Source organism: Acinetobacter guillouiae CIP 63.46, assembly GCF_000368145.1.
GTDB classification, from domain to species: domain Bacteria; phylum Pseudomonadota; class Gammaproteobacteria; order Pseudomonadales; family Moraxellaceae; genus Acinetobacter; species Acinetobacter guillouiae.
On sequence record NZ_KB849283.1, the window covers coordinates 737,248 to 760,195 of the forward strand.

A 22,948-nucleotide genomic window follows, 5' to 3' on the forward strand; every position below is an offset into this window, starting at 1 on the left:
AAACAGTGAAAGAAATGCATTCTAACAATTATGACAGTTTATTCAATGCCAATTGCAGTATTCACCTGTTGTCGATCAAAGATTCTGGTGGGCGAATAAAGCTTATTCTTGTAAAGAACTAAACCTGATCAAACTCAGTGACCAAAAACTCGATTAAAGCTTTTACCGATGGTAATAGACCTCTTCTAGAAGTATAGGCCAAATGAATAAGCTCTGGCATCGGTTCCCAATCAGGAATCACTTTAACTAGCCTGCCCGCTTTTAAGTCTTCAGCAATAATTAATTCCGGTAGTTTTGCAATTCCCAAGCCATCTAAGGTCGCTAAATGCAATGCACTTAAATCAGTAGTGGTTAGCCTCGGCTCATCCTTAACCACATATAATTCATTATTAGAATTATAAAGATCCCAATGATATTCAAAGGACAAAGACTCCATCATTAAAATAGGCAATCTTGTTAATTCTCCTGGTGTTTTAATCAAGAAATTTTGATTCAACAAATCAGGGCTTGCGACAATAAATTGTTTTGAAATGGATAGGCTACGTACAATCAAATCACTATCTTTTAAAGGTAAGGGTCTGATTCGAATTGCAACGTCATAACGTTCATTAAACAAGTCTACCTTTCTATTTGTCGCTTCCACATGCAATTTAACTTTCGGATAACGTGCTAAAAACTTATTCAACATTTTACTGACATTAATATGCAATAAATTTGTAGGACAAGAAATTTTTACAATTCCAGTCGGCTCTGCGCTTAACAGTGCGATTGCCTCATCAGCAGATTCAGCTTCCACAAGCATTGCTTTACAGTGTTGTAAATATATGTTCCCGACATCTGTAATCGAAATTCTTTTGGTGGTTCGATTGAGAAGTTTTACCCCTAAACGGTTTTCCAATTCCGCAACTCTTCGACTTAACAATGATTTGGTCACACCCAACGCATTACTTGCAGCTGAAAAGCCACCATATTCAATCACTTTGGTAAAATAATACAGGTCATTTAAGTCTTTCATCGTATTCTCTTAAATATCGCAACTGTTCTTTATATAAGACAATATGTCATATAAATAGCATAATTCAATGTTTATCCTACTGTTAGTATTAAAAACAGCAAATGATTGCTTAACTAAGGATATATAAAATGTCTACTCCAGCTAATTTTAATGGCCAAGCGCCAGTGATTGATGTAAATGATTCCGTTATGCTGTTAATTGATCATCAAAGTGGTTTATTTCAAACCGTTGCTGATATGCCAATGACAGAACTACGCCAACGCGCAGCAGCCTTAGCTAAAATAGCATCATTATCAAACATGCCTGTCATTACCACGGCCTCAGTTCCTCAAGGCCCCAATGGGCCACTGATTCCTGAAATACACGCAAATGCGCCCCATGCAAAATATGTCGCACGTAAAGGCGAAATTAATGCTTGGCATAATCAAGAGTTCGTTGAAGCGGTTAAAGCAACAGGTAAAAAGACCCTGATTATTGCGGGTACGATTACCAGCGTGTGTATGGCTTTTCCAGCGATTAGTGCAATTGCTGATGGCTATAAAGTTTTTGTTGTGGTTGATGCATCAGGTACGTATAGCAAAATGGCACAAGAAATTACCTTAGCACGTGTGGTTCAAGCAGGTGCGGTACCGATGGATACAGCGGCGGTTGCTTCAGAAATTCAACAAACTTGGAACCGTGAAGATGCTGCTGAATGGGCTCAAGTGTACACTCAAATCTTCCCTGCTTATCAATTACTGATTGAAAGTTATTCAAAAGCACAAGAAGTTGTGACAAACAAAGAAGTACTTGATTCAGTAAGTAAATAATTTTAAATAAATGATGATTTTAGACACCTTTCGAGGTGTCTAAATCATTGTTATGACGCAGTAATTACTATTTTCATTTTATTGCTACTTCAAGTTTAGAGAATAAATCATGTCTTTAGATTAAAAAATTAATGTATATGATCCGTCTCCTTTTCCGCTACCTCAAGTGCGGCAGATTCATTGGCAACGTCATTGACCCATCCATAGCCATTTTTCATCAAAATGGTATAGGTTTTACCATCTGCTGTAATCGTGCCCATGGTAAAATTGTCTTTAATGGTTTGAGTAATATGAAACTTCTCATTATTTTGATCTCCTCCTTCTAGAGAGCCTGACCAACTAACAATATCTTCACCTGGATCTACTTCTATACGTTCTATAACAGCCTGTCTGTTTAAACCATAGCCTGGCACATTAAACACGATTTGATCGCCGACATTCTTCGCCTCTAAGGTATATAGATCATTCCTCAGAAATATTCGCCCATCTTTTTTTTGTGTATCTGTCAAAGGAACGGGATTATGCATAGACACCGTATCGACAGTACTCAAATTGAACATCTGTTGATTGAAAATCCCTGCACGTAATTTGTCCTCATCCAGCGTTACAAGTTTACGGCGAGCATGGCTGTCTTTTATACGTTGCAATACTTGTGTTTCGGTTAGATTTGCATTTAGCTTCGGTGAATTCACTTGATCGATTTGTTCATTTTGTTTAGACACAATCGTTTTAGCTGTATCAGCTGTCTCCTGTTGACCTGAGATGAACCAAGCCAACAAAGAAACCACCAAAACAGTTAAAACAACGGAAATAATGAGATATATCCGTTTATTCATTATGGATTAACCGCCACTAAAAATTTTGAAATGGCTTCAACATTTTCATTAATTTTTCTTAAACCATCAAATTTGTCAGTTTCACCTAAACGCACACCATATTCGGGGCTATAGATATCTGGGCTCGAATATAAGCCAATTTGATTTCCTCCCATAATGGTACTGCCTAAAGGATGACCAAATCCCCAGTTATAACCTGTGGTTCGATCAAAACTATGTCCTAGCCCCATGTTATGCCCTAACTCATGTCGCATTGCAGTGATACCACAACCATAGTTATGTGATCCGATCATGTTGTACTTGCTAGGCGTGCTATTTACATAGGCGAGACCGCAACCAGAATGATCTGTAATGGTATATATCGCATCAGCACCTGTTCTGATTCTTTCCGCTTGTACAGTGGCATCTGAACGTCCTAAATTAATCGCATCACCGAGTGTCGTTCCAGGGATTCGATAATCCAAGTATCCGACTTCTTTGTAGTAGGCTTTTGCTTGCGAGTTTTCAAGCGCTTCATTGGTTAATCTAAGTGCTTCACGGGCTTGAATTTTTGCAGCAGTTGAACCGAGTTTGTCATTGACTACCGGGCTATTCACAAGCAATAGATCAATCTGATAGCTATCGGTGTTCCAAACCCCATTGTTGAATATCAAACGGATTTTATCGCCTTTTTTCAAACTTGCACTAATGTTGCTACCTGAAACTGTAAACGCTGTATCCGCAGAATTAGATAAGATGACCTTGTCACCCGACTGAGCCGCTGGCAAGTTTACAACAGGTGCCCATTGTGCATTATCAGCGGTTATTTCAACAACAGGGGTTTTAAATGTAAAACCTTGTGCAGCGGTGTTTGCAGTGAATACAGTTTTAGGAGACGAAGCCAAAACCCAATACGATTTATCTGCAATATAAATGAACTCGTAACGATTGCCCTTGTTGAGTTTTAGGGTTGCGGTGGTATTGGTATTTTTATTTTCAATCACTGATTGCCAGCTCGCAGTTGAGCTAACAATGATACGATCTCGGTCGTTTGCTGTTTGCGGTAATTTTAATGAAGACACCCACGCCCCATCAGCAAAACGAATTTCTGTTTTAGCTGCAGTTAAATTCTGTAAAGCCGTATTTAATGCCGCAGTATTACCATTGATCACGTTGATAATACGTGTCGGAAGAGACAGTGGAACCCATTTACTCAGTTCTTGATTATATTGAAAGATATATGCATCATTTTTATTGACAACCAATGTACTTGGAAATAAAGCATTTTGTGAATTAATTTTTGAGGATTTAAGCGCATTAGACTTAACCACAAGGATCTGGCCATTCTGACCTGTTTGCGGTAAATGAATTGTATCAGTCCAAGCAGCATCACTTACAACATATTGAGCCTGTGATTGTTGAAATACTGGAATGGTATTGCCATTTTTTTCAGGCGTAAAATTGGCAGTTTCAGGCGCATAAAACTCCCATTTTCCATTACTAAATTTAAAACGATAACTGTTTCCAGACTTTAGTGTGAGAACGCCTTTTTTTTCAATATTTACATTACTTAAATCAATATCACTGTCATAACCCGCAGTTGATTGAATTGTAATTAAGGCACCTTCTTTTGCTACATTCGGTAAGGAAATATTCTTCACCCAATTGCCATTGGATACACTAAATATCAGATCATCATAGCCTGTTGGGATGATTCCACTCTGGTTATTCTGGTTTGGTGATAGTGTGGTTGCGGCTATGGCAAAAGTGACCATGCCACTTGTAATGAAGACTGTAATAACTTTTCTTTTATTCATGTTATACCTGAGTCAATATTATAAAGTTGAGCTGACACTATAAATTAATTTTTATTGAAAAATAAAATTAAAAATTGTTAATAAAATCGATAAAACCAACAGCAACCCTAGGTTTCATTAAATTATAAATATCTGATATATAAATAAAAGAAAATGTTACAACCCAAAAACAATGCAGAGCTTATAAAATAAAAATTAGTAAAATCATCAATCTAAACGAATCAATAATTCGTGAATTATCCTTCTTTTTTATTGAATAATCGCTGAGTTTAAATCTCAGTATTGCAATATATAAATTTGATATTTCTATAGATGATTCAACCCATTAAAATTATTTCTATATCATTTCATCCACATTGATTTTCACATCTTTATTTTCTGGATTTGTAAATTAAAAAATAACAATATCAATAATTTAAATAAATAATGTTAAATTTATAAAGCAATATTTTCTATTCAAAAGAGTAAAAATCACAAAAAAAGTGTCCTCAAAGGATATGGTCGCTAATTATTCTAAATGGTAAAAACTTTTAATCGCTTAACAGTTTCATGTTGGATAACCACAATGATCACGGAAAGTCATCAAATTAAAGCAAGAAAAGTATATTTCGATTTTTCTGAGTCTTCTGTATGTTGGATGCCAGATGATCCACTATGTTCACATATTGCCAATGGTATCAATATGCTTTTGCCTGCGGGTGAGTTTTGGTTTTGTCGGGTATTTAATAAAACCCTCCCACATATTACAGATGAAAAATTAAAACAAGAAGTTATTGGCTTTGTCCGTCAAGAAGCTGCACATGCACGCGCACATGAAAAAGTACAAGACTTTTTAAGAGAAAATGGCTATGACATACAAGAACCATTAAATCGTGCCCATCTTGTTTTCAACATTTTATTAGGTGACAAACCATTAGGAATTCCTTTTTTAAAAGGGAAAAAATTTGATGAATATTGGTTAATCTTTCGTGTAGGTGTCATTGCAGCAATTGAGCACTTTACAGGTACAATTGGGCAATGGACGCTTGATAGCAAATCTTGGGATAAAGCAGATCCAGCCATGGCTGATTTATTCCGCTGGCATCTCGCTGAAGAAGTTGAACATCGTTGTGTCGCTTATGATTTGTTTGAGCATTTATTACAACAAAAGCTAGGTTTTTATGTTTCCAGACAAATCATTATGATGGGAATTTTTCCGCTTTTTATTTACTTCCTTGTTGATTTTGCTCGTAGTCTTGGTCAACAAGATACTGAGCATCAACAAATCCAGAAATTAATGCGCCGTGGGTTCTTTGCTTTTATTCGAGAGTTTGAAAAAACTGCAACTAAAACAGATCACCTACCGACCATTAAATATCTATGGAAAGCCACTCTACGTTGGACCTCTCCAAAGTTTAATCCGCTTCATGAAGGTGATACAGAACAGGCGTTAGCTTATATGTCACGTTCACCTGCTGTTCAGTATTTTGAGAAAACGGCGCTCAATTAGAGTCAGGACATAATATAAATTGTGTTTATAAAAAGCCTTCTATAAAAGAAGGCTCATGTAATCACTTTATGAGTGGCATACTTTCTTTTGTACTATTCGGTGGGATGATGATTTGAACTCTGCGTTGGCCATTTCCAACGGCCTTAATTTCTCCACTGGTCAGCCCATATGTAATCTTAGCACTCTTAAAACTCTTTCCAGAATCACTTGAAATCTCAGCATTACCTTCTAATGTAACCAAAAGCCTATTTGCATCATATGTAATCTTTTCAGCGCTACCATTGATCAATTCACCTGTTTGATAATTTTTCTTTTTAAATTCTACTGGATGACCTAAAGCAATAATACGATCAAGCTGTTTGTTCTTCTTTTGTTTTAGCTCGATTTCATTTCCCTCAATACTCATCGACCCTTGTTTAGCGATGAAGTTTCCTTGATATACGCCTTCTCTAGCGTTTAAATTGAAACTTAAAAAATCACCAGACAACTCTAAAGGTTTACTAAAGTCAGGATCAAATTGAGCTATAGAGGCAATAGGAATTAAAGACAAGAGGATTATAAATAAAGTTTTTTTCATATCGAAAGGTTATTAATAATAATGAGTATCATTTTCAGATAATACCATAATGGCAATATTTTCGACACCATTCAAAGCCATGACACCTTATTCCCCCTAAACAACGTTCAAACTATTAAAGGATTGTTTTAACCTTAGCACTCTATCAAGATATTTATTTACCAAACTCGCACATCCTAAATCTAGAATGTCCAGCCTTATCTCTTAAAATATAGCTATTATGAATCTAATTAATGTTGGCTTATTTGTTTTAATGACATTAACTGTGCTGATGATTAAAAGAATAAACGTCTTCACAATCAGGTTAAACAACTAATGGCGGAAAGGTTATACTAGCTATGACACTGACAGGATACAACAATCTTGATCTCGTCCCATTACAAACGACTTTAGATTTTATCAAACGAAAGCATCCTTTACTCGAACAATGGTGGCAACATGAATTCGGATTCCCGCTCGAATATCTCACACAAGGCGAACTCGGACATTTCAAAAAACCCCACAGCCTTGACGAAATCAGAAATCGACTCATTGAGGCTGGATTTCAAAGCTGCCATGAAACTCGCGAGAAACATGGTTAATGCGAGTCCTATAACTCCTCCAAATTCAAAATAAAAAAGCACCTTAAGGTGCTTTTTTAAACGACTGATGCTTTCTCAATAAATCATCAATAGTACTGTCACTTACAGCTTTTGATTATTTCGCGTTTGGACGTACCATTTTTTCAGGTTGTACCACTTCATCAAACTGTTCAGCCGTGACAAAGCCAAGTTCTATCGCAACTTCTTTTAAAGTCTTATCTTCTTTATAAGCCGTTTTGGCAACTTTAGCGGCATTTTCATAACCAATCACAGGATTCAGTGCTGTTACCAACATCAATGAATTATGTAAGAAGTAATCAATTTTTTCACAATTTGGTTCAATCCCTACAGCACAGTGTTCATCGAAGCTGTTACATGCATCGCCAAGCAATTGAATCGACTGAACAAGATTATATGCAATCACAGGCATATAAACATTCAGTTCAAAATTCCCCGCTGCACCTGCAAAATTAATCGTGGTGTCATTCCCCATCACTTGCGCAACCACCATGGTCATTGCTTCACATTGGGTTGGGTTGACTTTACCTGGCATGATGCTTGAACCTGGTTCATTCTCTGGAATACGCAACTCACCCAAACCACAACGTGGTCCACTTGCTAACCAACGTATATCATTGGCAATTTTATTTAAACTTGCAGCTAAGGTTTTCAATGAACCAGAAGCAAATACAGCAGCATCACGACCAGCAAGTGCTTCAAACTTATTTGGATTACTGATAAATGGCAAACCCGTCAGTTTGGCTAATTCTTCCGCTGCTTTGTCTGCATATTCAGGATGCGCATTTAAACCTGTACCAACAGCTGTACCACCAAGTGGTAACTCATAGAGCCACACCAAAGCCTGTTGTAAACGTTTTAGTCCATGATCCAGCTGTGAAACATAGCCACTGAATTCCTGTCCTAATGTAAGTGGTGTTGCATCCTGTAAATGAGTACGGCCAATCTTAACGATATCGTCAAACGCTTCAGATTTTCGATGTAAAGTGTCTCGTAAACGTTTTACTGCTGGAATAAGCAACTCATTGATTTGTACCGCAGCAGCCACATGAATCGCTGTTGGGAATGAATCATTGGTAGATTGCGCACGATTGACATGATCATTCGGATGCACAGGCTTTTGTGAACCTAATGGATTGCCTAGTTTTTGATTGGCAATATTGGCAATGACTTCATTACAGTTCATATTACTTTGCGTACCTGAACCTGTTTGCCAAACCACCAAAGGAAATTGTGAATCCCATTGGCCTGAAATTACCTCATCGGCAGCACCCACAATATACTGTGACAAATCATGTGGAATTTGATTTAAGCTGGCATTGGTTATTGCCGCTGCTTTTTTGACCAGCCCCATCGCTCGAATCATCGGGCGTGGCATATGTTCTGTACCAATTTTAAAATTTTCTACGCTTCGCTGAGTTTGTGCACCCCACATTGCTTCGCTTGGGACTTCAACATCGCCCATTGTGTCATGTTCAATACGTGTTTGCATTTTCAACCTCTTCTTTATCCATATCTTATTTTCAAGTTAAAGCTTGTTTTGACAACATCTGCGTAAAAACACCAGCTTCAGCGAAGCGATTATGCTAAACAAATCAATCAAACATGTAAATGATAATTATTTACAAAAATCATCTATTCTGGATTTTTATCGATTGTTTAAGGTATTTTGATAAAAACGCCATTCATCTTCAATCATTTGTTTAAGAGAGCGCTGTGCTTTCCATTTTAAAAGCTCAAATGCTTTTTGGCTGGTAGATGCGACCTGATCCAGTTCATCTAATTTATACACCGCATCAATTTGATGGATTTGACTTGCTGTAACCTCTTCGATCAAGTGGATCAAATTCTGTATCGAACTGACAGGACCTGCAATATCAAAACTTTGATAAACATTGCCCTGCTCATGTAGCCAAAGAATAGTTGATTTAATTGCTTCACACACGTCAAGAACATGGACAAAGCTACGCTCAGTTGTTTTATCTGCAGTCTCTGAATTACGTTGTACTTCAATTAGATCACGTTGTTGAGCTGCAACTTGTAAAGCCAAAGGGACAACATTTTTAGGTAGCGGTGCAACAAACTCACCCAAGACGCCATGCTCAAATGCACCGACGACATTTGAAACCCTTAAAATGGCAATTTTCCATTCTTCATCAGTTTTGAATGTGTCTTTAATGATTTCTTCAATCATTTGCTGAGATTTTATATAAGGATTGGGATAACTATAATTAAATGCGGTTTGTTCATTCAGTTCTAAACTCGATTGCGCATAAACCATAAGGCTAGAAAGATGTACCAAATTTCTGACACCAGTACGCTGCATCGCGCGTAATAAACTCATAATACAACTGAGATTGTCATTATAATATTCAAGTGGTTTTAGGTTTGACTCTTCAATAGACTTAAAACCCGCACAATGCACAACGGTATCTATTGAATATTGTTCAAATACTTTATTTAAAGCGGGGGTATTACGAATATCAATTTTGACAAAGGGAATATACATTCCTGTAATAAATTCTAAGCGCTCTAAGCATTGCAGATTGGCATTGGCTAGATTATCCACAATGACGACCGCTTGCCCTTGAGCTAGCAAACTTAAAACCACATGCGAGCCTATAAAGCCTAAACCACCAGTCACTAAAATCATTGTATACTACCTATCATTATCAAGTTTGAATGTTGCAAACTGTCCATTCTCCAAGTGAATCGCCATCAAATGAGTACTTTATTACTAATCACCGCAGCACCGACTTCAATCCATGCATGGCATGCATTGGGTTTAGCGCAGGCACTGCAAGCTGAAGATCAAGAATTTCGTGTTTTCTTTTATCAAGATGGTGTACAAGTTGCGAACAACTTGCAATGGGTTCCTGACGATCAACGTAATTTATCTGTAGAATGGCAAAAACTCTCAATTCGACTTCCTGTCTGTGTGAGTGCTGCATTAGCGCGGGGGATAACAGATCAAGAGAATGCCAAACGTCACCAAATTCCAGCCGATAATCTTGCAAAAGGCTTTGAGCTTGTGGGTTTAGGCGAACTTGCAGATGCTGTTCAATCTACAGATCGTATCATTCAATTCTAAGTTGATCATCCCATTAGCGTGTTGCATTTAAAAGGTAATTTGTGTGAATACTGTGCTCATTGTGATAACCCAAGCAAATTTAAATACATTGCAGGTACATGAAAGTTTGTCAGCAACCATGGTGCTTGCAACTTTTGGCAGTAAAGTCAAAGTGTTACTTAAAGACGCTGGATTAAGCCTACTTAAATCAGAAATGGCTTTTAGCCAATTAAATCACGTATTTAAGCTTGCTTCAAATCTGGTCGATAGCTTTGAATTCTATGATTTAACACCAGTTTTAGTAGAAAATATGAATAAATCCTCGACTTTTGTTACTCAATCACAACAAGAGTTGGAATTTGTAGAACTGAATGCTGAATTTATTCAGTCTTTTGATCATGTGTTGTATTGGTAAGCTGTGGATGGAAAGTTTAAATGTCAGATAAAACGCTTTATTTAATTCAATCTTCTTTTATACATACAGACCATATATTGAATCAGTTAGATCAACTGTATGGTTCTCATGATCATGTTGTTTTAATGGGTGATGCAATATTATTTGCAGCAGATCAACGCTTAACAAACAAACAGAATCTTTATCTTCTTGAAAATGATGCTGAGATTTTATCTGAATCAATTCCTGAAAATTTTAAGTCAATTTCTTACCCACAATTTGCTCAGTTGGTTTTAGACTTTAACCGTTGTATCAGTTTAAAATAGTGAGCTAGGTTGTAAATTATCTTCGATTTTTTAAAAATCAATCTTTTATGTTTTGTCGATCAAAAGTTAGATTGTTTAGATTATTTTTGTTTAGGTTGTTTTATGAGCTTTGAGTTAGACCAAGATGGTCATTTAGTAGACTACACCATTTGGAATGAACAGGTTGCCCAAGAGTTGGCACAAAGTTTAGATCTACAACTGACCTCATGGCATTTTGAAGTGTTGCATGCAGTACGTCAATTTTATACCCAGTTTGGCCACTCTCCTGCGACTCGTCCACTGATTAAATTTTTAATGAAAACGATCAATCCGGCAATTGATAATGCTGTTCTACAAGATAAGTTTAATACTGGACTGGTTGCCCGCCATTTAAGCCGTTTGGCGGGTATCCCTAAACCTGCAAATTGTTTATGATCGATACTTAAGTATTGATTCGTTTAATTCAATATCAGATCAAACCAATCAATATAGCGAGTAAATATCTAAATTGGCGATAGCATAAATTATTTCACTTTCTTCCTGAGCAAATCCCATTGGTATTTGAAAAAATATTTTAGTGTTTGATTTGGATTGACTGCAGTTTTATTTTTTAAATTTACGCCATCCGAATGATCATAATCTAAAAAATTAGCTGTAGTACCCTGTATAAATTGAAAGCTCGATCCTTTGGCTGTAATTTTCTGTGATTCAAACAAATGATCTAATCCAAAACGATGCCCTAATTCATGTACCACGACTTGATTAAATATATTTTGAGGACAGTTAAATAAGGTAACGCTGTCACCACCAGCACCAACTGCATTCTTTATCTCTACAGTTGTTACGAAAACATAATTTTTAGTCGCTAAGTTTTTATCTTGATATTTTTTATAAAACTTAGTTAAGTCACTTAAAAAATAACCCGTGTCATTTATATTTAATTTATTCAAAGATATATTAACATCATCGTCTTTGCTACGATATTTGTTTAAATCAAATGTTGGGGCATTTTTTATTTCTACATTAATTAAAGCTTGGTTAAATGAATTATGCTTTAAAAAATTTTCATAATCATGTGAACGGCTTGGTTTTTTTCCATCAGTTATAACGTCTACAAAGATAACCGATATAGTAGGAATCACAGCATTATGATAAAGCATTAGCTTCCCAACTTTCTCTTGGGTCTCTCCTTTTATTGCTGTTACAATGATTTCTTCGTGTTTTTGCAAAGCACTTGTGCACTTAATATTCACTATTTCTGAAGCTAGATAATAAATCTCTTCTTCTCTTTTAGTATCTTCGCCTAAATCTCGGGTCATTTTTTTGGCGTAAATAAAATCTTCGACACTGAACTCTGCTGGTTCAATAATAATATTCGGATTTGAAACTTCAAACTTAATCTTTGTTCCATCATTTTTTAATGAAAAATTATTTTCTGAATCTAATAGTCTCAACTCTAAATTAAGCCTAACCCCTTGATTGACAGAATTAGAACTATTGCTATCCTCTTGTGAGCTTGGGTAAATTGCTAACCATGCAGGGATATATTCTGTGCCAAATGGGCTAATTTTGGTAATTTGGTCTTGGGTATATGTCGCTTTTAATGATTGTATCGAACCACTAACTAAAGCAACTTTGTTTCCAAATTTTGTTGTTGCATTCGGTCTATAGTTGGTTAATTTTTTAAAGTATTCTGGTCTGTACCAATCAAAACCATAACTTCCATCATATATGTTATCTTCACATCTTCGAAAATGAATCGTAAACTTCTGTAGGCACGTATCACAGGTACTTCCGACTGTTGGGCTTGAACCAATTCCCATTCGATTACTCCATATTAAATATTTTATAAATTATTAAAATTTTGCATCAGTTAAATAAGTATATAAAAGTGAATGACTTGATCAAAATTATCTGTTTAAAAAATCGCTCAATTCGCTATCAAGCAATAAACCTTATTTTCTAAACTAGGATTACAGTTACTGTTTTTCATACTTTTACTTATTAATTTAAATTATATATTTTTTAAATTGAACAATCACATATTTTATATCTTGTTAACAAAAATCAAAAACAATATCAGTAATTAAAAGTTCAAATTACTTGCAACGCTTCATCTAAACATTTTCACAAACACTAAAGATAATGAGTACACATATCTTTATATTTTTATGATATTTACCAAAAACTTAATCTAAAATTAGTTCATGATAAATATCGAAAATCATCTAGGAAATAGCAATCAAGCTAATTTTTTCTGCGCTAAGTATTGGAAAAAAGCAGAGGTAACGATTGGCTTCACCTGTCTCGCATTCACCGCCTGCTGACATTCTGAGCAAACCAATATCGGAGTAAACTCATGGCCACAGACGGTATGTTGATACACCATAGGCGCTCCCAAACCCTCATCCATCCATTTATCCGCCCATGCCACCATGGTTAATAAAATAGGATATAGATCTAAACCCTTTTCAGTTAAGCGATATTCATAACGCTCTTGTCGATCGACATAAGCCACTTTAACCAATATTTCATGCTCAACCAAACGTTTTAGCCGTTCAGACAATACATGTCTTGTCACACCTAAATTTTCTTGAAAATCATCAAAACGACGTAAACCCATAAAAGCATTACGTAAAATAAGCATGGTCCATCGATCACCCAATACAGATAATGTACGCGCAATTGAACACGGTTGATTGCCTATTTCTTCCCATTTCATACGAAGTTCCAAATTACATTTGTAAATTTAAAATACCATTGCTGAATACTATGAAATAAACAGAAAAAGAAAGATAGTATTTCAGGGATTTTTTTTACATTCATTTAAATTGAGCGACAAGTGCTTATGCTTTACAAAAGGATGACTCACAACTAAAAGTAGCGTTAGTCAACATTAAAAAATGCTGGGATTTTTTTAATGCTCAAAAACAATAAAAGCCCAATTCTGGGCTTTTATCTTAAAAGAAATCTTACTTATTCAACAACTTGTCCACGACACCAAATTTTTTGAAAATACTTGCTCGGCGTTTAGGATAAATACTGGCCTTATTTAAATCACCCTTGTAATGATCAAATACACGCTTATCCATAATTTTAAACCACCACGATGGGATCATCGCTGGCAACAGCATACTTGCATAACCGCTTGGTAATTCAGGTGCTTCATCAAAGTGACGTAACGCTTGGAATGGGCGTGTCGGAAAGGCATGATGATCTGAATGACGTTGTAACTGATATAAGAATAAATTAGTTACGATGTTGTTATTGTTCCAACTATGCTCAGGCATTGTGCGTTCATATTTGCCATTTTCATCTTTTTGGCGCAACAAACCATAATGCTCAATATAATTAATGATCTCAAACAACGTAATACTATAAGCTGATTGAGTTGCCAAATAAGGCAAAATACCTTTACCAAATAACCCGACCATAGACGAATGGAATGCTGCGGTCATTGTCCAGCCTTGCAATAACTCATTATCTTTAGACCAGAATCCAAGGCCCTTACGTTTAAGACGGTTGGTTTCAATCTCAATCGCTGATTTAAATGAGCCAATGACGGTACGTGGTAAAAACTCATAAAGCGTTTCACCCATTTGCGATGAAGCTGGATCTTCAGGCGTCGCAGCGCGTTTATGGTGTCCATAAGGATGTTCGATACGGAAATGGTTATAACCTGATGGAACCAATGCCAAATGCGATAAAATATGGTCCATAAGGTCATGCTTATGGCTTAACTCATGTGCTGTGTTAATGGCAATACCATTAATTGCACCCATTGAAACACCAAGCAAAATCTTATCTAAAAGTGATGTTTGTTTACGTCCCACCAAATAACAAGCATAAACATTGGCAACATATTGAATCGGAATAAAGGATTTGACCAAACGTGAATAATACGGATCTTGCTCAAGTAATTTTACATCTTCACTGGTCGGATTGTTTTTATCCTTACCAATCAATGAATCAATGGCTGGAATAATCACATGCAGTACCAGTGGCCCACCCAATGCAAAAACTTTTTTCAGTGGCTTAGGTGCAACATGATATCCCGCTAAAATTCCTAAGCCAATCACTGGAAGTGATGGGCTAATCATCCAAAGATAACGCTTTTTATCAAGTGCCAAACCTGACTTTGGTTTTAATTCTTGCAATTGCTGCTCTGTCAGTTGAACTGGTGCATTCATGGCTATATCTTCCCTATCTTTCTACTTAGTTATATATTTATGTAAAATTCAACTTAAAGACAGTTGTAAGCGTCCATAAAACCTATGAAAAAGTCTTTGGCATCTTCAACATAGAGTTTGTCCTTTGCGCACATGTTTTAATAGCATGAAACATTTTTATTATTTGAGAACAGGAAATTTGAACTGAATCTATGGATGCTTTAAGTAAAATTTTTGATGATATTCATCTCAACCATTCAGAATATATTTACCTTCAAGCTCAAGGTGATTGGTCATTTCAGAGCCCAAAACAAGATGCCGTGATCGCGCATATTGTTCTGTATGGAAATGCTTATTTAGAATTTTCACCCAAAATGACTGTTGCACTACAAACCGGCGATATGTTTTTAATCCCAGCAGGATTAGCACATACTGTAAAAAATCATTTAGACACGCAGTTAGTTGAAAGCCTCAATATAGAATCACTGTTTGATGGATTAAGACAAGACGCAATTGAATTTGGTCAAGGAAGCTCAGAAAAGACCCTTATCCTTTCTGTACGATGCCATATGAATGCAATCATGGCTCGTCCATTGATCAATGCACTCCCACCATATTTACATATTCAAAATGCCTTGAGTGATGAGGCACCTGAATGGCTTAAAATTGGATTATATTTTGTTTCTGCTGAAACGCGTAGAACCATGGCAGGTAAAAATAAAATTATGGACCACGTCGTCAGTATTTTGATGATTGAGTGTGTACGTGACTATATTGAGCAAATGCAAGATCACAATAACTGGTTAAATGCCCTGGTGCACCCTGAACTTTCAAATGCACTTGCAGCCATTCACAGCCGTCCAGAACAGAGCTGGACCGTAGAAAGCTTAGCAGAAACCTGTTGTATGTCGCGTTCTAAATTTGCCAGTTTATTTAATCAAATTATTGGGGAAACACCTTTAGCCTACTTGCAACAACATCGCTTACGTCTTGCCAGCCAGCTGATCAAACAAGGACAACTGCCTATTCAGCAGATTGCACACCAAGTGGGATATTCATCTGAAACCGCATTTAGCCAGGCATTTAAGAAACAATTTGAACTTAGCCCAAGCCAATATCGCAATCAGATCTAAAAAAGATTAGAGACATCCGCTAATCATATCTTAGTGATATAGCTCCTGTACTCACACTATATTTCATTTCACATAAAAAAAAGCGCCGAGGCGCTTTTTTTAATCAGAGAAGATCAATTATTTAATTTTTGCTTGTGCTTTTAAATAACGTGAATAATCATCTAATAATTGTTCACCACGGAACTTCTGATACATTTGCGTAAGTTGCTGAACTTCAGCAGGATCCATCTGAGCAGTATCTACTTTTTTCACATTCGCTACAGCCACAACAACTAACTCATTTGGCAGCTTGGCAGTGCTGACAGACCACATGCCTGCTTTAGGTACTGGCTGGCTAAAGGCAACGCGCTCAATCTCACGCTTAAGGCCTTTTGAACGTGTGAATGTTCCCGCATGGACAAAATTAGACTGATATTTCGCAGTAACCTCTTGAGCCGGCAATTTTTTGAAATCTGCAATCATGGCATTTAATTTTGCATGGGCAGCATCAAACGCTTTTTGTTCAATCAATTGTGCTTTTACACGCGCAGTTGCTTGCGCTAAAGGCTGTACACCTGCTGGATGATACTTACGAACTTTAACCCAGACAACATCACCATTGGCTGTTTGGATATTACTTGAAGCCGTCGTATTTCCGCTTTTCACATCTTCATTAAACAGTTTAGATTTAACAGCAGGATCAGCAAGAACTGGATTGGTTGTCGTTAAATTCACATTATTTGCAGATTGAACTTGAACAGTCTTCACTGCTTGTGAAACCACATCCAATGCATCACTGTTAACCACTTGCTCATTTAAACTATTTACAGTGTCTGAGAAATAGTTGGCTGATTTATTCTTTAAAACCTCAGCAGTCAATTCAGCTTTTTTCGACTCAAATGATGGCACTGAATCTACTGGTGTATTCACTTCAATCAAATGATAACCGAATTGAGTTTTAACAGGCTTAGACACTTGACCATTGCTTGTTGAGTTCACAGCTTTATCAAAATCATCACCAAAGGCACCTGGCGCATAGGCAGCAAGTGCACCACCTTTCGCTTTAGAATCAGGGTCTTCTGAATATTGAGCAGCAGCTTGAGCAAATGACGTACCTGCATGAATTTTTGCATACACTTCATTTGCAAGTGTAGCAGCTTGCTCAGGCGTACGAGAATCAGTCGTGATCAGAATATGTTTAACATCACGCTTCAAACTTTGCTTATATTTTTCTACAAACTGAGTATAAGCTTGTTGTAATTCAGCATCAGTCACTGCCGCATTTGGCTGTGTCAATGTCGCTGGGCTGAGCACCACATAGTCCACATCCACTGAAGCAACTTGTTTAAACTTATTTTGATGCTTGTTGTAATAATCTGCAATTTCCTGATTGGTCACTTTAACATTGGCTTTATAGTCATCAAGTTTAACGCTTGATAAGAATAATTCACGTTGTTCAGATTGCAAGTTGGCAATTTGCTGGATATCCAATTTACTGATCAGTGCATTATCCGAAATTGTAGAGCTCAAAATGCTTAAGGCAAAATCTTGGCGAATATTTTGGATAAAGGCTTGGCTAGTTAAACCCTGTGAACGTAAATAGTTTGCATATAGTGTATTTGAAAATTTACCATTTTCCTGAAAAGCAGGAATTTGTGCAATTTTCTGTTCAATTTGAGCATCGCTCAAAGTCACACCTAACTTATCAGCTTGTTGTCTTAAAAGACTTTGGCTAATTAGGTAATCAAGTGCTTTATTTGCAATAAATTCTTTGTTCAATAAAGACTCATCCCCATGTATAGCAGGATTTGCCAATAATTGATCTGTATAGCCTTTTGTAACCGCTTCTAACTCTTTTTTAGAAATATCTTGACCATTAACAGTTTTAGCTACGTCTGCTTTTTGCCCACCGCTGAAATAGCCTTCAATACCAACCACAGCAAATGGCGCTAAAAATAACACAAGGAGAACTTTACCAAACCAGCCCCTTATGAGAGTGCGAAACGATTCCATGAGTATTCCAATATTATATTTCGTAAGGATTCTAACTGAAATTGTGAAATGAATGAACGAGCAATCACTGATAATTTAATATATTTCATAAAAAACGCGCCACAAAGGCGCGCTTTTAACAAGCTCAGATTAAGCTACTGAGTCTTTTAAGCCTTTACCAGCTTTAAAGCTAGGTACTTTGCTTGCTTTAATCTGAAGCTCTTCACCAGTTTTAGGGTTACGACCAGTACGAGCAGCACGGTCTTTAACACTGAATGTGCCAAAGCCGACTAAAGTCACTGTGTCGCCTTTTTTAAGCGCTTCACCAATTGAAGCAATAGTCGCATCTAATGCTTTACCAGCATCGGACTTTGACAATCCCCCTTTTTCTGCAATCGCATCGATTAATTCTGATTTATTCATGAAGATTACGTCCTCTTATATCGTTTGTTTAAGTTCCAAGGCTGTAGATCAAAGGCCATGACGACTTTATAGCAATGCTTTGGGGGGAAACGCAAGACTCCAAACACGCTTTTCACAAAAATTACGACTAAAATTTACGATTTTTTTGGATTAATGGTAATTATTTCATTTTTTTTAGCAATTGGTCGCGTAAGTTTTGGTTCTCTTCAGCCAACGCATCGACCTTATTGTGAAGTTGCAGGATCAAGTTTTCCAAATGCTGAAGATCTTTAGCTGTCACTAAACCAATTCTGTTTAATGAGTGATTTACACGCTGGTCTAAGAGTTTTTCAACCTTGTCTTTGGTTTCTGCAACTGACTCTTTGGTTTTTTCAGTGACTTTATTGACTGTCTGATCTGTGACTTCAACTGTCTTGGATTCAAGCTCCTCACCCACCTTGACTAAAGAATCAAAGAGTTTATTGCCTTCTTCTTCGGCTCTGGAGAACGCTCCCAACCCTGCCAACCAGATTTGTTTTGTATATTTTCTGAAATCTAATGCTGACTTTTTATGATTTCTAGGCTTTATTTGAGATTCATCTAACTCATTTTGATCTTCATAAAGATCCGTTTGTTCTTTGTTGCTCTTTTTCATATCTTGCTCCATTTACCCCAAACTCCAGCGTGTAATGACCTATATGACCAAATTATGTAGAAAATATTGCTATATTATCAAATAAAACTATTGAACCTTTTGCTAAACTGTTCTACAAAGCAAAGTAATTGTTTTAATGTTAAGGAACACTTGGCAATTCGACAATGGTTATTAAGATAATTTTTATATCATTGTGGAAATATTGTGTTTCAAGTCATGGATGAGATTGTTTCAAATTTATTTAGAGATCGGACTCTCTGTTTTGCTATAGGAATTTTTTATGAATGAATCGCAACAAAAGCAAGGTCATTCTCGTTTGTTGCTAAACATTGTCATGATTATATTGGAAACCATTTATTCTTTCGTATTAAAACATGATCGTGTTGTTCGCTTACAGGCAAAAAAATTCGTCGGACAGCAGATTACAATTAAAATGAATAGTTATATTCCTTATTTTGACTTTTATGTTCAATTTACAGATCGTGGTATTCTTTTTGATTTGCAACCTCCAGAAAAAGCCATTGACCTTTCTGTGAGTAGCACACTCATCGATTTCATCCAAATTTTTGTCTTTGCTAATCGTCGTAGCATGAAAAAAATGCGTCTGGAGGGCGATAACCTGCTCAAGGAACAGTTTCGTGATCTGGTTGTACACTTAACTGCACCTAAATTGCTTTCAGACTGGAAGCAATGGTTAACCAATCCAGATGATGACAGCCAGACTAAAGCATCAAAAAAACGCATTGCCCCTTTGCTTGAAAAGATTGATCAGCAACGCTCTAAGATCAACACACTCCAAGTTGAAGTGAAACAATATCAAAATCGTGTTAAACGCTTGCAGCTCAATCAACAACGTTTATATACGGCTTTAGGCGTATTGGGCTTTCTATTTATGGCATTAGTCGTGTATAATCTTTGGCAAATATTTTCATAAAACTTGAACAAAAATTGAATTTTTCCTGTAATTTTTGTTCAAATAATAAATTCTGACTAAATTAGTCAGAATTAAACTTAAAAATACTTGACTATTTTAGTCAGGATTCATAAAATTCATACATCTAGTCTAAAACATGTGTATCGAATCATGCGCCTAACTACTCGCGGTCGCTATGCAGTGACTGCACTACTTGACTTAGCATTGCAGCCACCTGAACAAACGATTACGCTTGCAGAAATTGCAACCCGCCAAACGATATCTGTCGCTTATCTTGAACAATTGTTCGCTAAACTTAAACGTCATGGCTTAGTTTCAAGTGTTCGTGGAGCAAATGGCGGTTATCACTTAGCGCGCCATGCTGAAGAAATTACTGTCTTAGAAATTATTGAAGCTGTAAATGAAACTGTTGATGCGACTCGTTGTGACCACAAAGGCAACTGCCAAAATGGTGCAATGTGTTTAACTCACGATTTATGGCAAGAACTCTCTCTCCATATTGCCGATTATTTAGCTAAAATCACCCTTGCGGATTTAGTAGCTCGTGACAACGTACAAACCGTTGCGGTTCGCCAAAATTCAGCACCTCTTGATTCAGCCCTTTTATCGGTTACAGGTATTTGACATGAAACGTCCGATTTATCTTGACTATGCAGCAACTACGCCTGTTGATCCTCAAGTAGCAGAACGCATGATGGAGTGTTTAACCTTTGATGGTACATTCGGTAATGCTGCTTCTCGCTCACATGCTTATGGATGGCAAGCTGAAGAAAAAGTTGAATATGCACGTGAACAAGTCGCAAATTTAGTAAAAGCTGATCCACGCGAAATTGTCTGGACTTCTGGTGCTACTGAATCTGATAACCTTGCCCTTAAAGGTGTTGCTCAGTTTTACGGTTCTAAACGCAAACACATCATCACAAGTAAAATTGAACATAAAGCAATTTTAGATACTTGTCGTGAATTAGAAGAAGAAGGTTTTGAGATTACCTATCTTGAACCTGAACCTAAAACTGGTTTAATTACCCCAGAAATGGTTCAAGCTGAACTTCGTCCAGACACTTTACTTGTTTCATTGATGATGGTGAACAATGAAATTGGTACTGTGACAGATGTTGCTGCAATTGGTGAGTTAACACGTGCCAATAAAACCTATTTCCATGTAGATGCTGCACAAGCTGCGGGTAAAGTTGAAATCGATCTTTCTACCATGAAAGTTGATTTGATGAGCTTCTCAGGTCATAAGGTTTATGGACCTAAAGGCATTGGTGCTTTATTTGTACGCCGTAGCCCACGTGTTCGTATCAAAGCACAAATTCATGGCGGTGGCCATGAACGTGGTATGCGCTCAGGTACACTTGCAACCCATCAAATCGTCGGTATGGGCGAAGCATTTGAACTTGCTGGCAAATCTTTACAAGCTGAACAAACACGTTTACGTGTACTCCGTGACAAACTTTGGAACGGTTTACAAGATTTAGAACAAGTCTTCTTAAATGGCCACCCTGTATACAATGTTGCAAACTACTTAAATGTTAGCTTCAACTTTGTTGAAGGTGAATCATTGATGATGGCGTTAAAAGATGCTGCTGTATCTTCTGGTTCAGCATGTACATCTGCAACACTTGAACCTTCTTACGTACTTCGTGCCCTCGGTCTTTCTGACGAGTTAGCACATAGTTCAATTCGTTTTAGCTTTGGTCACTATACGACTGAAGAAGATATTGATCATGTAATTAAGATTACTAAAGCTGCTGTTGAGAAATTGCGTGAGCTTTCTCCGCTTTGGGATATGTACAAAGAAGGGATCGACTTAAATTCAGTTGAATGGGCTGAACACTAAGTTCCTTGAAATCAAAACGCGGCATTTTATTGAAAATCAGTAAAATGCCACCAAATTAGATTGTAGAAATACATATTATCAACGCTGACCCCGAGGTTTGGAGAAGCAACATGGCTTATAGCGAAAAAGTAATAGATCATTACGAAAATCCTCGTAATGTTGGTGTGTTGGATAAAAATGCAGAAAATGTTGGTACAGGTATGGTGGGTGCACCTGCATGTGGCGATGTAATGCGTTTACAAATCCAAGTGAATGACAGTGGTGTAATTGAAGAAGCTCGCTTTAAGACTTATGGCTGTGGCTCTGCAATTGCATCTAGCTCACTCGTAACCGAATGGTTAAAAGGTAAAACGCTTGACGAAGCACAGGCGATTAAGAATATCGACATCGCAACTGAACTTGCACTTCCTCCTGTAAAAGTACACTGTTCTGTACTTGCAGAAGATGCAATTAAAGCTGCTGTTGAAGATTACCGTAGCAAGAAAACTAAAGCCTAATATCTGTTCGTCAAATTTAGCAGATGATTTTTTAACGGAGTTTTCATGATCAATCTAACTGAAAATGCTGCAACTCATATCAGCAATTACTTAAAGAATCGCGGTAAGGGTGAAGGTATTCGTCTTGGTGTGAAAACTTCAGGCTGTTCTGGCTTAGCTTATGTACTTGAGTTTGTTGATAATATCGACACTCATGATCAAATGTTCGAGCAGTTTGGTGTAAAAGTTTTTGTAGATCCAAAAAGTTTGGTTTATCTCGATGGTATGGAAATGGACTATGTTAAAAATGGTCTCAATGAAGGCTTCGAGTTTAATAACCCAAATAAAAAAGGTGAATGTGGCTGCGGTGAATCTTTCACTGTATAATCTGCCCTGCTTTTTCTCATGTTAAAACAGTGTCTTGCACTGTTTTAATCACATTTAATTACACCGTTTTCCTGTAAAACATCGTGGA

Annotated in this window: 25 protein-coding genes; 13 read left to right on the forward strand and 12 right to left on the reverse strand. The window is 36.8% G+C overall.

The window, feature by feature from the left end:
• Positions 1-118 precede the first annotated feature (118 nt).
• Positions 119-1,015 carry a LysR substrate-binding domain-containing protein gene (locus F981_RS08625; protein ID WP_004720581.1) on the reverse strand — a complete coding sequence of 299 codons (897 nt, stop codon included), beginning with the start codon at positions 1,013-1,015 and terminating at the stop codon, positions 119-121.
• A gap of 128 nt (positions 1,016-1,143) precedes the next feature.
• Here F981_RS08625 and F981_RS08630 point away from each other — a divergent pair, with 128 nt between their 5' ends.
• Positions 1,144-1,824, forward strand: coding sequence for a hydrolase (locus F981_RS08630; RefSeq protein WP_004720583.1), 681 nt, complete (start codon positions 1,144-1,146; stop codon positions 1,822-1,824).
• A 128-nt stretch (positions 1,825-1,952) separates the two neighbouring features.
• Here F981_RS08630 and cpaB read toward each other — a convergent pair whose 3' ends face one another.
• Together cpaB and cpaA are read right to left on the reverse strand one after the other, a co-directional pair.
• Positions 1,953-2,660, reverse strand: coding sequence for a metalloprotease secretion chaperone CpaB (gene cpaB / locus F981_RS08635; protein ID WP_004720584.1), 708 nt, complete (start codon positions 2,658-2,660; stop codon positions 1,953-1,955).
• Positions 2,660-4,456, reverse strand: a complete 1,797-nt coding sequence (cpaA, locus tag F981_RS08640; RefSeq protein ID WP_004720587.1) for a metalloendopeptidase CpaA — start codon at positions 4,454-4,456, stop codon at positions 2,660-2,662. Before cpaA ends, cpaB begins: the two co-directional genes overlap by 1 nt.
• A 565-nt stretch (positions 4,457-5,021) precedes the next feature.
• On the opposite strand from cpaA, the gene F981_RS08645 reads away from it, so the two are divergent.
• A complete protein-coding gene (locus tag F981_RS08645) occupies positions 5,022-5,945 on the forward strand; it encodes a metal-dependent hydrolase (RefSeq protein ID WP_004720588.1) in 924 nt (307 codons plus the stop codon).
• Between the two features lie 61 nt (positions 5,946-6,006).
• On the opposite strand, the gene lptA is transcribed toward F981_RS08645, so the two are convergent.
• Positions 6,007-6,522 (reverse strand): lipopolysaccharide transport periplasmic protein LptA, encoded by a 516-nt coding sequence (gene lptA / locus F981_RS08650; RefSeq protein WP_004720591.1) that lies wholly within the window; start codon positions 6,520-6,522, stop codon positions 6,007-6,009.
• 338 nt (positions 6,523-6,860) lie between these two features.
• On the opposite strand from lptA, the gene F981_RS08655 reads away from it, so the two are divergent.
• The gene (locus tag F981_RS08655) at positions 6,861-7,103 is read left to right on the forward strand and encodes a hypothetical protein (RefSeq protein WP_004720592.1); all 243 of its coding nucleotides are present in this window, start codon (positions 6,861-6,863) and stop codon (positions 7,101-7,103) included.
• A gap of 115 nt (positions 7,104-7,218) precedes the next feature.
• Here F981_RS08655 and fumC read toward each other — a convergent pair whose 3' ends face one another.
• Both fumC and F981_RS08665 read right to left on the reverse strand, forming a co-directional pair.
• Complete coding sequence (gene fumC, locus F981_RS08660; protein WP_004720595.1) at positions 7,219-8,613, reverse strand: class II fumarate hydratase; 1,395 nt, start codon at positions 8,611-8,613, stop codon at positions 7,219-7,221.
• A gap of 156 nt (positions 8,614-8,769) precedes the next feature.
• A complete protein-coding gene (locus F981_RS08665) occupies positions 8,770-9,774 on the reverse strand; it encodes an SDR family NAD(P)-dependent oxidoreductase (protein WP_004720596.1) in 1,005 nt (334 codons plus the stop codon).
• A 69-nt stretch (positions 9,775-9,843) separates the two neighbouring features.
• Between F981_RS08665 and tusD the strand changes: the two genes are divergently transcribed.
• The 4 genes from tusD to F981_RS08685 all read left to right on the forward strand — a co-directional run bounded on the left by tusD (position 9,844) and on the right by F981_RS08685 (position 11,325).
• A complete protein-coding gene (gene tusD / locus F981_RS08670; RefSeq protein ID WP_004720599.1) occupies positions 9,844-10,212 on the forward strand; it encodes a sulfurtransferase complex subunit TusD in 369 nt (122 codons plus the stop codon).
• Between the two features lie 43 nt (positions 10,213-10,255).
• Positions 10,256-10,606 (forward strand): hypothetical protein, encoded by a 351-nt coding sequence (locus F981_RS08675; RefSeq protein ID WP_004720602.1) that lies wholly within the window; start codon positions 10,256-10,258, stop codon positions 10,604-10,606.
• A gap of 20 nt (positions 10,607-10,626) precedes the next feature.
• Positions 10,627-10,911: a DsrH/TusB family sulfur metabolism protein gene (locus tag F981_RS08680; protein WP_004720604.1), complete on the forward strand. Its 285-nt coding sequence runs from the start codon at positions 10,627-10,629 to the stop codon at positions 10,909-10,911.
• A gap of 102 nt (positions 10,912-11,013) precedes the next feature.
• Entirely contained in the window at positions 11,014-11,325 is a 312-nt protein-coding gene (locus tag F981_RS08685) for a TusE/DsrC/DsvC family sulfur relay protein (protein ID WP_004720607.1), read from the forward strand.
• An 89-nt stretch (positions 11,326-11,414) separates the two neighbouring features.
• Here F981_RS08685 and F981_RS08690 read toward each other — a convergent pair whose 3' ends face one another.
• From F981_RS08690 to F981_RS08700, 3 genes are all read right to left on the reverse strand, one after another.
• Positions 11,415-12,713, reverse strand: coding sequence for a reprolysin-like metallopeptidase (locus F981_RS08690; protein ID WP_004720610.1), 1,299 nt, complete (start codon positions 12,711-12,713; stop codon positions 11,415-11,417).
• A gap of 419 nt (positions 12,714-13,132) precedes the next feature.
• Positions 13,133-13,612, reverse strand: coding sequence for a winged helix-turn-helix transcriptional regulator (locus tag F981_RS08695; RefSeq protein ID WP_004720612.1), 480 nt, complete (start codon positions 13,610-13,612; stop codon positions 13,133-13,135).
• Between the two features lie 250 nt (positions 13,613-13,862).
• Positions 13,863-15,080, reverse strand: a complete 1,218-nt coding sequence (locus F981_RS08700; protein WP_004720613.1) for an alkane 1-monooxygenase — start codon at positions 15,078-15,080, stop codon at positions 13,863-13,865.
• 191 nt (positions 15,081-15,271) lie between these two features.
• On the opposite strand from F981_RS08700, the gene F981_RS08705 reads away from it, so the two are divergent.
• Entirely contained in the window at positions 15,272-16,192 is a 921-nt protein-coding gene (locus F981_RS08705) for an AraC family transcriptional regulator (protein WP_004720615.1), read from the forward strand.
• 117 nt (positions 16,193-16,309) lie between these two features.
• Here the strand turns inward: F981_RS08705 and F981_RS08710 are convergent, their stop codons facing one another.
• From F981_RS08710 to F981_RS08720, 3 genes are all read right to left on the reverse strand, one after another.
• Positions 16,310-18,184: a SurA N-terminal domain-containing protein gene (locus tag F981_RS08710; RefSeq protein WP_004720618.1), complete on the reverse strand. Its 1,875-nt coding sequence runs from the start codon at positions 18,182-18,184 to the stop codon at positions 16,310-16,312.
• A 129-nt stretch (positions 18,185-18,313) separates the two neighbouring features.
• Complete coding sequence (locus F981_RS08715) at positions 18,314-18,586, reverse strand: HU family DNA-binding protein (RefSeq protein WP_004720620.1); 273 nt, start codon at positions 18,584-18,586, stop codon at positions 18,314-18,316.
• Positions 18,587-18,746: 160 nt separating this feature from the next.
• The gene (locus F981_RS08720; RefSeq protein ID WP_004720622.1) at positions 18,747-19,232 is read right to left on the reverse strand and encodes a phasin family protein; all 486 of its coding nucleotides are present in this window, start codon (positions 19,230-19,232) and stop codon (positions 18,747-18,749) included.
• A 268-nt stretch (positions 19,233-19,500) separates the two neighbouring features.
• On the opposite strand from F981_RS08720, the gene F981_RS08725 reads away from it, so the two are divergent.
• The 5 genes from F981_RS08725 to iscA all read left to right on the forward strand — a co-directional run bounded on the left by F981_RS08725 (position 19,501) and on the right by iscA (position 22,860).
• Positions 19,501-20,154 (forward strand): hypothetical protein, encoded by a 654-nt coding sequence (locus F981_RS08725; RefSeq protein WP_004720623.1) that lies wholly within the window; start codon positions 19,501-19,503, stop codon positions 20,152-20,154.
• A gap of 150 nt (positions 20,155-20,304) precedes the next feature.
• Positions 20,305-20,778, forward strand: coding sequence for an Rrf2 family transcriptional regulator (locus tag F981_RS08730; protein ID WP_004720625.1), 474 nt, complete (start codon positions 20,305-20,307; stop codon positions 20,776-20,778).
• 1 nt (position 20,779) lies between these two features.
• Positions 20,780-21,997, forward strand: coding sequence for an IscS subfamily cysteine desulfurase (locus F981_RS08735; RefSeq protein ID WP_004720627.1), 1,218 nt, complete (start codon positions 20,780-20,782; stop codon positions 21,995-21,997).
• A 110-nt stretch (positions 21,998-22,107) separates the two neighbouring features.
• Positions 22,108-22,494 carry a Fe-S cluster assembly scaffold IscU gene (iscU, locus tag F981_RS08740; RefSeq protein ID WP_004720629.1) on the forward strand — a complete coding sequence of 129 codons (387 nt, stop codon included), beginning with the start codon at positions 22,108-22,110 and terminating at the stop codon, positions 22,492-22,494.
• Positions 22,495-22,539: 45 nt separating this feature from the next.
• A complete protein-coding gene (iscA, locus tag F981_RS08745; RefSeq protein WP_004720632.1) occupies positions 22,540-22,860 on the forward strand; it encodes an iron-sulfur cluster assembly protein IscA in 321 nt (106 codons plus the stop codon).
• Positions 22,861-22,948 lie beyond the last annotated feature (88 nt).